This is a genomic window from Pseudomonas sp. MYb327, assembly GCF_040438925.1.
Classification (GTDB): domain Bacteria; phylum Pseudomonadota; class Gammaproteobacteria; order Pseudomonadales; family Pseudomonadaceae; genus Aquipseudomonas.
Map to the genome: position 1 here is coordinate 2,676,603 of NZ_CP159258.1, position 13,578 is coordinate 2,690,180.

The window sequence follows — 13,578 nt, forward strand, 5'->3', positions numbered from 1 at the left end:
GTGCTCGAGCTAGTTTGCCGTGGCGATCAGCTCGACAGCCGGCGCGCGCTCACGGGCGATGATTCGCTCCAGCACGCGCCTGGATTGCACACCACCGGCATCGATATTGAGCTTGAGCAGGTTGCGTTCGGGATTGGCCAGCAGGTTCTTCTGCTGCTGTTCGAGCATGTCGAGGTCTTCGCTGAAGATCTTGCCCTGGCCCTCGCGGATGCTGGCGGTCAGTTCTTCGTCTTGGGGATTGAAATTGCGCGCCATGCCCCAGAAGTACCAGATCGACGTCTCGGTTTCCGGGGTGATGAAGTCGACCACGATACTCGCGGCCTTGTGTTTCGGCTCGGCGTCATAACCGCCCTTGCCGGCGTGGGCCACGCCTACCTCGATCAACACGTGGCTGGGTGGGCTGAAGCGGCAGATCTGCCAGCGGTCCACCGGTACGTCATCGGCCAGGTTATTGCCACGCAGGGCCATGCGCCAGAACGGCGGCGCCATGATGTTTTCCATATGCCGCGCGGTGACCACCTCGTCACCTTCGACGGTGGTGACCGGTGCCACTTCATCGATCTCTTTCTGGCCGATGCTCGAGGCGTGCACGTAGGTTTCGTGGGTGAGGTCCATCAGGTTATCGATCATCAATCGATAGTCGCAATTGATGTGGAACAGCCCGCCGCCGTAGGCCCACTCCTCGCTGACCGCCCACTCCAGATGATGGATCAGTGCAGGGTCAGCCTTGTCCTGCTCCCCGGGCCAGACCCAGATGAAACCGTAACGCTCTTCAACGGCGTAAGTCTTGTTGCACGGAAAGCCCCGTACGCGCTGGCCGGGCATTTCGACGGTCTTGCCATCGCAGCCCATAACCAGGCCGTGGTAGCCACAAACCAGGTTGCCGTTCTCGACATACCCCAGTGAAAGGGGCGCGCCGCGATGCGGGCAAAAATTCTCGACGGCGGCCACGCGCCCTTCTTTCCCACGATAGAAGACGATTTTCTCACCGCAAATCTGCCGCCCCAGGGGCTTGGAAGCGATCTCGTCGGGAGTGCAGGCGACATACCAGGTGTTTTTCGGATACATAGGAATCTCCGGGACAGGCTTGTTTTTATGGATCCATTTGATCGGATAAACCTGATTAACGTCAAGCTTTTTACCGCATATCGATAGTTAATGGATCCATTAAAGCCAAATCAGCGGTATTAACCTTTTAAGGCCTGATGCAGGCCAAGTCGGTCCCGACTACGTGGACCGGAGTTCCTACAGGAAAGCCGCGACCGGTTACTGGCGCACGCCAAGGCCAAGTCGGCGAGCGCCTGACCGGGGCGCATAAAAAATCCGATGCCAATACAGGCATCGGATTTTCATTTCTAGCGATGACAGGTAAAGCAGAGCGGCTTAACTGTCAGGCGCTAGGCCTATGGGGAACTGACCCAAACGTGGTCCCCACTCCACCGAGTCCATCGAGGAGTGGATTCTTTGCTCAATCCTCCTTTGGTCTGGCAGGCGCTTGAACATCTCCGGGCAAAGGAAGATCAAAAACATGGATTTACATGAAATCAAAAGCTACGGCGAGAGACTGCACTTCGCTTACACCCTCCGTGGGTTTCCAAAACTTTACGCGCTATCACACCGAATCGGCGTTACGGAAAGTGCCCTGAGTCGATGGTTCAGATCGGAGCCAATCAGCCTGGAGAACTTTGCCAAGCTATGCGTCGAACTGAATGTGAATGCCGACTGGCTTCTGCTCGGCCGAGGGGAATACACGATTTCCGCGATGCATGACGCGCCGCATCGAAAAGCCCTCGCAGACACAATTGAAAGGATGGCCGACACCGACGTACGCAACCTTGCCAAATTCCTTGTCGAGGTGATCACTCCAGCACCTTGAGTGCCACGCAAAATTCTGGCTGGAATTCGTGAGCCATGCTCAAGCGATTCAGCTTCAAGAACAGTGCGGTGTTGATACCGTCCTAGAAGCCCATGCAATCGCGCTCGGGCATTTGTAGGAGATCATCATGTGCAATAAGAAATCCGCCAAAGCTGAAGTTGAAGTGCAATTCACTAACGAGAAGAGTTTCGGTCTGTTCGGACGGAACCTCGCCACGTGTCAAACGTCCTTGGGCGCCGGAGCGCGCCTGGAAGTAACCAACACGGAGGGCATGACCTACCATCTGAATGTCCGGGCGCAGTGCGAGTGCGATGGGCTACTCAAGATGCTCAACGTGGCAATCGACAAGTCCATCGATAGCAAACCCAAAGGGGTATCGGACGCCCCGCTCAAGATCGATGGTACTTATCGTGCCAACTGGCGGTCTCGCCAGGCCTACCTTCGCGAAGGTGATGGATACACCAGCAAGATCATCAGCTGCGCGTGGCCTGCCATTCCGGCGCTGAACTTTCGCAGCGAGGTAGGCGACGGTGCAACGCCGACTATCGACGCCGCAGCCATCGACTCGCAGCTGGTTTATGCCATGACCGACGCGACCCCAGAGCAGGTCACCGCATACTCCCACCTGAACCTCTTTGCGCAAGCGGCGGCACGCAATGACATAGCGAAAACAGGCGTGAACGTCCACAAGTCGGACTATCTGACGACAAAGGCTTGGTACGATGCTGTGATCTACCAACTGACCCATCTTGGCTTCACCGTGAAGGCAGCTAGTGGCGGCGAAGTTCGGCAGGATGTTTCCTCGGGCGACGTGGACATCGGTAGCTTCCTGACCACCATCGTCGGCACGTACCTGGGGGCAACGGAACTTGAGGGCTTCAAGCAGCTCGCCAAGCTCCTGTCCAAAGATCCCAACGATGCGGGAACCAAAGACTTCATGACCTTCTGGTGGAACAGCGCTAGCACGCATGACAGTCGTACCACCATCGCCTTTGGCCCGATCAAGAACGACCAAGGTATGACTTCTGTGACCGTTGTTTACCTGGTGCTGGATGTCGAATTCACCGACTGGCACTCGTTGTTTATCAACTACCACCATGAGGGTGTGTTGATTCACAGCGCTGCCGTTACTCTGGATCTCGACATGAAGGTCTACGATGCGTGTGCATCGCGGATCTTCGATGCCATTTCCGGCGCGGTTGAAGCCCACATCAAACAGCAGAAACTGGATTTTGGCTGATAGCCAACCGATGAGGAGCCCCAGCAAATGTTCCCATTTGCTGGGGCTGGGAAATTGCACTCCACTTGACCACTCGCTTGCATTCGACCTGACCACTCATTTGCGTTTGTGCTGAGCACATTGCACCGGATTTGACAGGCATACTTTGCGACGATGATCGGCAGAGAACAGCCAAGATGCTGCCCTTCACGACACGTAGCAACCGGCCAAAAGCAGTCATCGGAATGATGGCAAAAGTGGGGATTGACCCCTTCATATTCGATGGACACCGCCTCACCGGTATCGCGGCCAATGTCGAATCTCTGTAACGCTGTGGGGAAAAGGTATTGCGCCGGACATCAACGCCTGATAGATGACTTATCGGGTATCGCTCGATACCCTTCCGTCTCCGTAACCTGACAGTCTCCAGGTCAATTCCCTTCTCTCCCACACGAGCATGTCATGAAATCCCCCGCAGGTTTGCTGCTGTCGGCTATCGAGCTGGACCGTGCCAGTGCCATTCCCCTTTACCGCCAACTGTATCTGCAGATTCGCAAACAGATACTCAACGGACGAATCCAGGGGGGCGTGCGTCTGCCGTCGACCCGGACCTTGAGCAACGAGTTGGGGTTGTCGCGGATCACCATTCTCAATGCGTTCGATCAGCTCATTGCCGAAGGATTCCTGGCCTCGCGCACGGGCGCCGGTACGTATGTCGGCACGGAGTGGGAAAGCCGGGGTAGCGAGGACGAGCAACCGCGCCAGCCACCGCGCCTGTCTGACCTGAGCCAGTCGATGCTGTCGCTGCGCAGCGATCATTTTCGCGGGGTGTCCTATGCCGACTGGGACCCCGCGACCCCGACGTCCTTTTTGCCCAGCCACAGCACCTATGACGCCTTCCCGCAGGCGATCTGGCGGCGCCTGATGAACCGTTACCTGCTCAAACCCACCAAGGCCATTCTGGGTTATGGCGAGTTGCAGGGCTTGCAGGTGTTTCGCACCGCGATTGCCGAGTACGTCTTCGATGCACGTGGCATCGACTGCGATGCAGGGCAAGTGGTGATCGTTTCCGGCGCGCAGCAGGCGTTCAATCTGTTGGGCATGCTGCTGCTCAATCCGCAGGACAGTGTCTGGATGGAGGACCCGGGGCACATCGCCGCGCGCATTGCGTTGCAGGCTCAGGGGGCGCAGGTGGTTGCGTTGCGTATCGATGATCAGGGGATCGATGTCCAGCAAGGGCTGGCCGAGTGCCCGGATGCCCGCCTGGTGTTTTGCACGCCTTCGCGCCAGCATCCGTTGGGTGTCACCTTGAGTTATGCGCGGCGCCAGGCGCTCATCGACTGGGCGGCGCAGCAGCAAAGCTGGATCATCGAGGACGATTGCGACAGTGAGTTTCGTTACAGTGGCCGCCTCCTCCCGGCGCTGTATGCCATGGATCAGATGGCGCGGGTGATCTACGTCGGCACGTTCAGCAAAGTCCTCTTCCCCTCGCTGAGACTGGGTTATGTGATTCTGCCGCAAGCGCTGGTCGAGCCCTTCTGCACCCTGCGCGCGGTCATGGATCGCAGCCCGCCTACCCTGCTTCAGGCAACAACGGCAGACTTCATGGGCGAAGGCCACTTCCTCGGGCATATCCGCCGCATGCGTGCGCTGTACAAGGCGCGCCAGCAGGCCTTGATCGAACAGTTTGAAAAGCAGATTGGCAGCTTTTTCAGGATCTCCCCGACGGAGGCTGGCATGCACTTAATCGCCTGGCTGCCCCCCGAATTCAGTGACACTGACCTCGCCCGACAACTGGCCCAACACAACATCCACACCTACGCCTTGAGCGACTACCGCATCAAACATGTCCTGCCGCCGGCGCTGTTGATCGGCTTTGCCGGCACGCCTGAAAACCAGGCCAGGGAGCGCGTCGAGGCGCTGGCCCAGGCGTTGCGCACATTGGGATATCTGCCATCGACCACTTGAGCGAGGCAAGTGGTCTTATCAATTAACTGATAATGGATCTATCGAGAGTTCCTGACTGGCGCGATAAAGGTTGCGCCGGTAGACCCGGTGTCTGAACCAGGAACGACTCTAATGAACAATAAGATCCAGGAACGATTCAACGCCTTGCTGAGCCACAAAGTGGTCGAACACGGGGATGTTCCCGTGCTGACGGAGGCACTGGCCCGGCGGCTGCTTGAGCGTCTCGGGCAATTGCGCCTGTTTGCCCACGCCTACCCGCTACTGACCAACCTCACCCACGGTCGTGTCACCCCGGCCGACCTGCTGGACTTCGCCTATCGCCACGAACTGCAAGGCCTGAGCCTGCACTTGCTCGACGGCGAAGAAAACAGCCTCAGCCAGATGTCATCCGCGCAGCTCCAGGCGTTTGCCGCCAAGGCCAAAGCGCTGGGGCTGGATGTGCACCTGGAAATCAGCAGCACGCTGAAAAAGGATGTCGATCAGGTGATCGCCATCGCCCTCGTCCTGGGCGTGCGCAACATCCGTGTTTACTCCCGTTACGAGGGCACGCTGTCGCGGGTCATGGACGTGATCGAGACCGACCTGCATTACCTTGCGCAACAGGCCGACGCACACGATCTGAATTTCGATTTCGAGCAGCATGAAGAACTCAAGAGCGGGGAAATTGCGCAACTGCTCAACCGCCTCAACCACCCTCGCCTGCATGCCCTGTTCGACTTCGGCAACATGATCAACGCCTGCGAACAGCCCCTGCAGGCCCTGCGCAACCTGGCACCGCACATCCGCCAGACGCACATGAAAGGTGTGCGCATCGTCCCCGAGCAAAACGGTTTCGGCCATTACGGCGTATTGCAAGGCAGCGACGAGGACGATTTACCCAGCGCTCGCATGCTGTTCGAGCTGTTGATGCTGGGCGAATCAAGTCCGCAAGTGATCGCGTTCATTCTCGAACAGGAAAACCACTACGTTGCCCCGGCCTTCCGCCAGAGCCTTGAGGCTGCTGACCCCTTCATTGCTTACCGGGAGATGAGCGACACGCCGCTTCCGAACGGCTACTCGCTGGAACAAATGCTGGCCGATGAACACCGCTGGGCGAACAACCAGGTCGCCTATGTCCGCAGCCTGCTGGCCGAGTTTCGCACCTTGGCGGAACTGACCCTGGCCAACCCTTCCAACGCCTGATCCTGACGACCCGATTACGCCCGGAGAACAATAATGACAATTCAAAACAAGGCCAAATGGCTCAGATTCCTGATCCTCATCCTCGGTGGCGGCACCATCTACAAGCTGGCGAACCTGAAGGACGCCTTCTATGTCCCCATGCAGGAATTCATGGGCTTGAGCCACACAGAAATCGGCATGCTGCTGAGCGCCAACGCGATCATCGCGACCGCACTGTTTGTGCTTGGCGGCCTGCTCGCCGATCGCTACGACACACGCAAACTGATCCCCCTCGGCCTGATCGGAACCGGTGGCCTGGGGTTGTACCTGGCGACCTTCCCGCCCTTCAGCAGTTTGCTGATCGTGTTCAGTCTGTTGGCCGTCTGTGCCGACTGCCTGTTCTGGCCATCGCTGCTCAAAGCCATCCGCAACCTGGGTGACGATCAAGAGCAAGGCCGGCTGTTCGGTCTGCTCGAAGGCGGTCGTGGTGTGGTGGATACACTGGTGGCCTTTTCCGCCCTGGGCGTGTTCGTTGCCATGGGGTCGGGCGAAACCGGCCTGAAGTCGGCGATCCTGTTCTACTCGGTCATCGACATTCTGGCCGGCACCCTGACCTGGTTCCTGCTCAAGGGCGGCAACACTCAGTCGGCGGCCAAACCGAAGAACGGTCTGGCGAACCTGATGGAAGCGATAAAGGTGCCGGGTATCTGGCTGGTCAGCCTCAACGTGTTCATGGTCTACATCGTCTACTGCGGCCTGACCTATTTCATTCCTTACCTCAAGGAAATGTACGGGCTGCCCGTGGCATTGGTGGGCGCCTACGGCATCATCAACCAGTACTTCCTGAAGATCCTCGGCGGGCCTGCCGGCGGTTTCATCGCTGACAAGCAATTCAAGAGCACCAGCCGCTACCTGAAGTGGGCATTCCTGGCGCTGTTGCCGCTGATGGGCGTGATCATGCTGATTCCGAAAAGCCCGGGCTTCATCTATGCGGGCATGGCCGCCACCCTGTCCTTCGCCCTGATCGTGTTCTCCATGCGCGGCGTGTTCTGGGCCCCCATGGGTGAAGTCGGCATTCCCCAGCACATCACTGGCTCGGCCTTCGGCATCGGGTGCCTGATCGGCTATGCACCGGGCATGTTCGCCTACGTCATCTATGGCGCGATCCTCGACCACTTCCCCGGTGAACAGGGTTACAACTATGTCTTCACCTTGATGAGCCTACTGGCCATTGCGGGCTTCATGGTGTCCAGCCTGCTCTATCAAGCGGTGCGCAAAAAATCCATGGCCACGGGCGGGATGAGCGCGGCCCAAGCCTGATCATCGCCATTGACTCCAAGAGGAGGAATCGTCTAACACGCCGATTCCTCCCGCTGACCACGGCCGTACGCAATAGAGATCAGGTGACGCCCGAGTGATCATTGTCTCCAAACAAGCTCATCAGGCGCAGATCACTTTCCACAACTGGTCCAGTTTCGTGGTGTAACTCTGACTCATCATCTCCCGCCGCATCCCCCAATCTGGCTTACTCGGCACACTCGCAGCCCGCAACGTTCCCCTTCCCCACCGCCCATTAATCTGATCCAACACCGCCATGACGCGAGTGGCCTCGGTTGGCTGCGAGATGGCGAATAGATCATCGGTGTACTCACCTGGCTGACACAGGTTCAGTAGCAACACTTCCGCTTTGCTGTAAGCGAAACCGGGGCGGAACACTCGATCAAGCGCATCGACAGCAACCTTGGTCAGCAGACGCACATCATCAGTCGGATACGGCAAGTCCACCACCACACCATTGGCGTATTTCGCTTCCTCGGGATTGAACATTCCGGTTCGGATACTCACCCTGACCTTCTTGCACAGAGAACCCTGAGCCCTGAGCTTTTCCGAAGCGCGCATCATGTAGGTAGCTACGGCCTCCTTGATCGGATGAAGCTCCTTCAGCCTCCTACCGAACATTCGGCTACAGCAAATCTCCTGCTTCGGCGGGTCTGGCTCGTCCAGTTCCAGGCAAGGCGTACCGGCCAGCTCCCGAGCCGTCTTCTCGATCACCACGCTGAAGTGTTTGCGCAGCGACCAGGCATCCGCCTTGGCCAAGTCCATCGCTGCCTTGATGCCCAGCGTATTCAGGTGGACCTTCATGCGCCTGCCCACGCCCCACACTTCACCCACATCGGTGTTGCGTAGCACCCAGTCACGCTTAACCGGATCGCATATATTCACGACGCCGCCAGTCTGAGCCTGCAACCGCTTAGCCGTATGGTTCGCCAGCTTGGCCAGGGTCTTGGTGGGGGCAATACCAACGCCGACCGGAATGCCCGTGCACCGCAATACCCGACTGCGAATCTGTCGGCCGAGTACGTCCAGCCCTTCGATCCCTGTCAAGTCGGCAAAAGCCTCATCAATGCTATACACCTCGACCGCGGGCACCATCGACTCGATCAGCGTCATCACCCGCTCGCTCATATCGCCATACAGGGCATAGTTCGAAGAAAACGGAACGATGCCGTGCTGCTTGAGCTTGTGCCTGATCTGGAAGTACGGCTCGCCCATTTTCACGAAAGGCTTTGCGTCGTAGCTGCGTGCGATGACGCAGCCATCGTTGTTCGAGAGAACGACGATCGGAACCTTGGCCAGGTCCGGGCGGAACACCCGCTCGCAACTGGCGTAGAAGCTGTTGCAATCGATCAGAGCAAAAACTGGCGTGGGCTTAGACATGGCTGCGCACGCTGCCGGTGATTACACCCCAGATCGATAGCTCATCACTCTCCAACACATAGCGCGGCGGGTATTTCGGGTTTTCCGACATCAGGATCACCTCCTTGCCGCGAATGCACAGACGCTTGCACACCGGATCGTTGTTCAACAACGCCACGACAATATGGCCGTGGGCCGGCTCGAGCGAACGGTCCACCACCGCCAAATCGCCCTCGAATATTCCTGCGCCCTGCATGCTCTCTCCGATGATCGACACCAGGTAAACGTGGGGGGCGCGGATGTTCAGCACCTCATCCAGTGAGATATGCGCCTCGATGTGGTCCGCTGCCGGCGAGGGGAAACCTGCCGGAACCTGGAACAGGCAGAACGGTAGTTTCCGGCCGCCTTGGGCGATGGGGCCTAAGATTGAAAAGCTCATGACGCACGACTTCCGATACTGTACGAATATACAGTTAACTTTCTGAATGGCTTGCGGTCAATTTTTTTGTAGGAAAATTCGGATAGGCGGATGAGTTATCTGCGGGAGACTTTCGCAGTAGCACTACTACGCTGTGAACTACCTGTCAAAAATCCGCTGTGCCCTGACAAAAAAGAGCTTTTGTTAACGTTTTAACGATCTCTGCGTAATTGAACCGCGAACTACGCATGATTTTGAATTTATGATTTAACTAGATAGTTAGCTATCTATATAATGCCTACGTCATTTCAACGGGACATTTAACGTGAAGCAGAGTCAACGCCTCTCGGGCATATCAAAATTCATTCTGGTCGGGCTGGGCGTGATCATCGCCCTCCTCGGCTTGGCACTTGCTGCTGGTGGCATGAAATTGGTCAGCCTGGGAGGGTCTTGGTACTTCCTCGTGGGTGGGCTGGTGATGGCCGTTTCCGGCCTGCTGATCGCTCGCTTCAAAACAGCCGGTGCGTGGTTGTTCGCTGCGTTTCTGGTGAGCACGGCGATCTGGACTGTGAGTGATGCCGGGCTGGTTTTCTGGCCGGTATTCTCGCGCCTGTTCATGTTCAGCGCCGTTGGACTGGCGGTCACGCTGGTCTACCCGCTGCTCAAGCGTGCCAATGGGGGCGTCCCGGGTCGCGGTGCCTATGGCATCGCTGCTGTATTGGCGATTGCGCTGGCGGTGGCCGCTGGCAACATGTTTGTCGCGCACCCGACGGTCGCCGCCACGGGCACTGGCCCGGGCCTGACGCCCGTCGAGCCAGCCAACGCGCAAAAGGATTGGGCTCACTACGGTAATACCGAAGGCGGTAGCCGCTTTGCTGCGCTGGATCAGATCAACCGCAATAACGTCGATAAGTTGAAGGTAGCGTGGACGTACCACACCGGTGACGTCGCCGAGAGCGATGGCAATGGCGCCGAAGACCAGCTCACCCCGCTGCAAATCGGCAACAAGGTGTTCATCTGCACCCCGCACAACAACCTGATCGCACTGGATGCCGACACCGGTAAGGAGCTCTGGAAAAACGCGATCAACGCGAAGTCGAAAGTCTGGCAGCGTTGCCGTGGCATGGCTTATTTCGATGCCGCAAAGACCATCGCTCAGCCAAGCAACTCGACCATCATCGAGGCCAAACCTGCCCCGGCAGCCAATTGCCAGCGCCGCTTGCTGACCAACACCATTGACGCCCGCCTTATCGCGGTCGATGCCGACACCGGTGAGTTCTGCCAGGGGTTCGGCAACAACGGACAGGTTGACCTGAAGGCAGGCCTGGGTGATGTTCCGGACAGCTATTATCAGTTGTCTTCCGCACCGCTGATGGCGGGCACCACCGTGGTAGTCGGCGGGCGCGTGGCCGACAACGTGCAAACTGACATGCCGGGCGGCGTGATCCGTGGGTTCGATGTGATCACCGGCGCCATGCGCTGGGCATTCGATCCGGGCAACCCGCAGGATCGCAAAGCGCCAGCCGACGGCAGCACTTATGCGCGCAGCACGCCGAACAGCTGGGCGCCGATGTCCTACGACCCGGCGACCAACACGGTGTTCCTGCCGATGGGCAGTTCTTCCACCGACATCTATGGTGTCGAGCGCAGCAAACTCGATCACACCTACGGCGCTTCGATCCTGGCGCTGGACGCCACCAGCGGTGAAGAGCGCTGGGTGTTCCAGACCGTGCACAACGATCTCTGGGACTTCGACCTGCCGATGCAGCCGAGCCTGATCGACTTCACCAAGGACGGCAAAACCGTACCGGCGCTGGTCATCGGCACCAAGGCTGGACAGATCTACGTGCTCGATCGTGCCACTGGCAAACCGCTGACCGACGTTAAAGAAGTACCCGTCAAAGCCGCAAACATCCCCAACGAACCGTACTCCCCAACCCAGCCGAAATCGGTGGGCATGCCGCAGATCGGTGCTCAGCACCTGACCGAATCCGACATGTGGGGTGCAACCCCGTACGACCAGTTGTTGTGCCGTATCGATTTCAAATCGATGCGTTACGACGGCTTGTACACTGCGCCGGGCATGGACAAATCGCTGAGTTTCCCGGGCTCGCTGGGCGGCATGAACTGGGGCAGCATCTCCACTGACCCGGTGCACGGTTTCATCTTCGTCAACGACATGCGTCTGGGTCTGTGGATTCAGATGATCCCGTCGCAGAACAAAGGCCAGGCCACTTCTGGTGGCGAAGCATTGAACACTGGCATGGGTGCCGTTCCACTCAAGGGCACGCCTTACGCGGTGAACAAAAACCGCTTCCTGTCGGTGGCTGGCATTCCTTGCCAGGCACCACCGTTCGGCACGCTGACTGCCATCGACATGAAGACGCAAAAAGTCGCCTGGCAAGTTCCGGTCGGCACCGTTGAAGACACCGGTCCCCTGGGTATCCGCATGCACCTGCCGATCAAGATTGGTCTGCCGACCCTTGGCGGCACCCTGTCGACTCAAGGTGGCTTGATCTTTATCGCCGGCACTCAAGACTTCTACCTGCGCGCGTTCAACAGCGGCAACGGTGAAGAAGTGTGGAAAGCGCGCCTGCCAGTCGGCAGTCAGGGTGGCCCGATGACGTATGTTTCTCCGAAAACCGGCAAGCAATACATCGTCATCACCGCTGGCGGTGCTCGTCAGTCGACCGATCGTGGCGACTACGTGATGGCCTACGCCTTGCCGTAAGCCGCTGGGCCCGCCTCACTGGCGGGCACTCTCTCTGAGCGCGGCACCTGCGGGTGCCGCGCCGCTTTGCGAAATCATTCAAGATTGCACCAGGAAGATTCACATGTTTTTGGCTGTTCGCTTTTCTCATGCAGGCTGCGGCTTGCTGTTGGGCTTGACCTGCTGCGCCACCCTCCCCGCCTTCGCCGATACCGATTCGAATCTTTTGACCCGCAATACCCTGACCGGTGATTGGGGTGGTCTGCGCCATCAGATGGATCAGGACGGCATCAAATTCACCGGCGACTACAGCGGCGAAACTGCCTACAACGCCGATGGCGGCCTGCACCGTTCGGCCCGTTACTCGCAGAACATCAAGCTCGGCGCGCAGTTCGACCTAGGCAAAATGTACGGCGTGGATAATGCCGGCAAAATTCAGCTGACCATCAACGACCGACGCGGCAATAGCGCCTCCGAGGATCTGGTCGGCAACCGTCTGCCCATCCAGGAAAACTACGGCGGTCTCTACACTCGCCTGACTGAACTGAGTTACGAGCGCAGCCTGTTCACTCCGAAGCTCAACGTGAAGCTGGGTTACATGGCCATGGGCAACGACCTCGGTGGCCTGGACAGTGGCATTCTCTGCAACTTCATGAACGCCGGTTTCTGCGGCCATCCGCTTAACATGTCCGGCGGTAGTGGCTGGACCAACTACCCCAACGCCCACCTGGGCGTGCGCGTGAAGTACGATCTGTCGTCGTCCTGGCAACTGCGTGTGGCGGCCTTCAATGTCGATCCTGAGAGCAACGGCAATTCCAGCCGTGCCTGGCATCTGGGCCCGAAACAAACGACCGGCACCGTGGTGCCGATCGAATTGGTGTACAAACACGCGGGTGAGTTTCCCGGCGAGTACAAGGCTGGCTACTACTACGACAGCTCCGACGTGAAACGCATCGGCAGCGATAAAGACGTGTCCGGCCGCAGCGGTCATTACCTCCTGATTGATCAGGCCGTTTGGAACTCGCAAACGTCCGAGGGCCGCAGTCTGCACGCCTTCGGCCAATACTCGGCGGCCAGCGAAGCGGCTTCACCGTTCAGCAAGTGGTACGGCACCGGCGTGGTTCTGTACAAACCGTTCGAAGGTCGCCCGCGTGACACCGTCGCTCTGGGCTATGGCCGGGCGGTGCCCAATCCACGCAGCCGGGATGTGCAGCAGGACGCCGCGCTCGCCAATGGCACAACGTTCCCGAATCTGGACAGTGCCGAACAGCTGATCGAGCTTGGCTATGGTTACCAAGCCACACCTTGGCTGACGCTGCGTCCGAATGTGCAATACATCATCGAACCGGGCGCGTTTTCCGGGCAAGACATCGACAATGCGCTAGTGCTCGGTTTGCAGGTCAAAGCTGCGCTCTGAACTCTCGATTGAGGAAGCTTCAAAGAAACAGGAAAACCGGCGCAAGACCGGTTTTTTTGTTGTTCGTGGGCTGAACGAAGTCATCAACATGACAATAGCGCTCGATACTCTT

General features: G+C 58.3%; 10 protein-coding genes. 7 read left to right on the forward strand and 3 right to left on the reverse strand.

Annotated elements, in window-relative coordinates; all coding sequences use genetic code 11:
• Positions 1 to 9: 9 nt before the first annotated feature.
• A complete protein-coding gene (locus ABVN21_RS11995; RefSeq protein ID WP_339552288.1) occupies positions 10 to 1,068 on the reverse strand; it encodes an aromatic ring-hydroxylating dioxygenase subunit alpha in 1,059 nt (352 codons plus the stop codon).
• A 460-nt stretch (positions 1,069 to 1,528) separates the two neighbouring features.
• On the opposite strand from ABVN21_RS11995, the gene ABVN21_RS12000 reads away from it, so the two are divergent.
• From ABVN21_RS12000 to ABVN21_RS12020, 5 genes are all read left to right on the forward strand, one after another.
• Positions 1,529 to 1,876 carry a helix-turn-helix transcriptional regulator gene (locus tag ABVN21_RS12000; RefSeq protein WP_339552289.1) on the forward strand — a complete coding sequence of 116 codons (348 nt, stop codon included), beginning with the start codon at positions 1,529 to 1,531 and terminating at the stop codon, positions 1,874 to 1,876.
• 127 nt (positions 1,877 to 2,003) lie between these two features.
• Positions 2,004 to 3,116 carry a hypothetical protein gene (locus ABVN21_RS12005; protein WP_339552290.1) on the forward strand — a complete coding sequence of 371 codons (1,113 nt, stop codon included), beginning with the start codon at positions 2,004 to 2,006 and terminating at the stop codon, positions 3,114 to 3,116.
• A 441-nt stretch (positions 3,117 to 3,557) separates the two neighbouring features.
• Positions 3,558 to 5,063, forward strand: coding sequence for a PLP-dependent aminotransferase family protein (locus ABVN21_RS12010; protein ID WP_339552291.1), 1,506 nt, complete (start codon positions 3,558 to 3,560; stop codon positions 5,061 to 5,063).
• Positions 5,064 to 5,174: 111 nt separating this feature from the next.
• Positions 5,175 to 6,245 (forward strand): TIM barrel protein, encoded by a 1,071-nt coding sequence (locus ABVN21_RS12015; protein ID WP_339552292.1) that lies wholly within the window; start codon positions 5,175 to 5,177, stop codon positions 6,243 to 6,245.
• Positions 6,246 to 6,278: 33 nt separating this feature from the next.
• The gene (locus ABVN21_RS12020) at positions 6,279 to 7,544 is read left to right on the forward strand and encodes an MFS transporter (protein WP_339552293.1); all 1,266 of its coding nucleotides are present in this window, start codon (positions 6,279 to 6,281) and stop codon (positions 7,542 to 7,544) included.
• 120 nt (positions 7,545 to 7,664) lie between these two features.
• Here ABVN21_RS12020 and umuC read toward each other — a convergent pair whose 3' ends face one another.
• Positions 7,665 to 8,942 carry a translesion error-prone DNA polymerase V subunit UmuC gene (gene umuC, locus ABVN21_RS12025; RefSeq protein ID WP_339552294.1) on the reverse strand — a complete coding sequence of 426 codons (1,278 nt, stop codon included), beginning with the start codon at positions 8,940 to 8,942 and terminating at the stop codon, positions 7,665 to 7,667.
• On the reverse strand, positions 8,935 to 9,360 hold the full coding sequence (locus ABVN21_RS12030; RefSeq protein ID WP_339552295.1) for a S24 family peptidase: 426 nt from the start codon (positions 9,358 to 9,360) through the stop codon (positions 8,935 to 8,937). The genes umuC and ABVN21_RS12030 overlap by 8 nt, the downstream gene beginning before the upstream one ends.
• Positions 9,361 to 9,664: 304 nt before the next feature.
• On the opposite strand from ABVN21_RS12030, the gene ABVN21_RS12035 reads away from it, so the two are divergent.
• Entirely contained in the window at positions 9,665 to 12,070 is a 2,406-nt protein-coding gene (locus ABVN21_RS12035; protein WP_339552296.1) for a glucose/quinate/shikimate family membrane-bound PQQ-dependent dehydrogenase, read from the forward strand.
• A 103-nt stretch (positions 12,071 to 12,173) separates the two neighbouring features.
• Positions 12,174 to 13,466 (forward strand): carbohydrate porin, encoded by a 1,293-nt coding sequence (locus ABVN21_RS12040; protein ID WP_339552297.1) that lies wholly within the window; start codon positions 12,174 to 12,176, stop codon positions 13,464 to 13,466.
• Positions 13,467 to 13,578: the final 112 nt, after the last annotated feature.

Coding starts and splice junctions, on each gene's coding strand:
- ABVN21_RS11995 (WP_339552288.1), bottom strand. CDS start 1,068: ATGTATCCGAAAAACACCTGGTATGTCGCCTGCACTCCCGACGAGATC.
- ABVN21_RS12000 (WP_339552289.1), top strand. CDS start 1,529: ATGGATTTACATGAAATCAAAAGCTACGGCGAGAGACTGCACTTCGCT.
- ABVN21_RS12005 (WP_339552290.1), top strand. CDS start 2,004: ATGTGCAATAAGAAATCCGCCAAAGCTGAAGTTGAAGTGCAATTCACT.
- ABVN21_RS12010 (WP_339552291.1), top strand. CDS start 3,558: ATGAAATCCCCCGCAGGTTTGCTGCTGTCGGCTATCGAGCTGGACCGT.
- ABVN21_RS12015 (WP_339552292.1), top strand. CDS start 5,175: ATGAACAATAAGATCCAGGAACGATTCAACGCCTTGCTGAGCCACAAA.
- ABVN21_RS12020 (WP_339552293.1), top strand. CDS start 6,279: ATGACAATTCAAAACAAGGCCAAATGGCTCAGATTCCTGATCCTCATC.
- umuC (WP_339552294.1), bottom strand. CDS start 8,942: ATGTCTAAGCCCACGCCAGTTTTTGCTCTGATCGATTGCAACAGCTTC.
- ABVN21_RS12030 (WP_339552295.1), bottom strand. CDS start 9,360: ATGAGCTTTTCAATCTTAGGCCCCATCGCCCAAGGCGGCCGGAAACTA.
- ABVN21_RS12040 (WP_339552297.1), top strand. CDS start 12,174: ATGTTTTTGGCTGTTCGCTTTTCTCATGCAGGCTGCGGCTTGCTGTTG.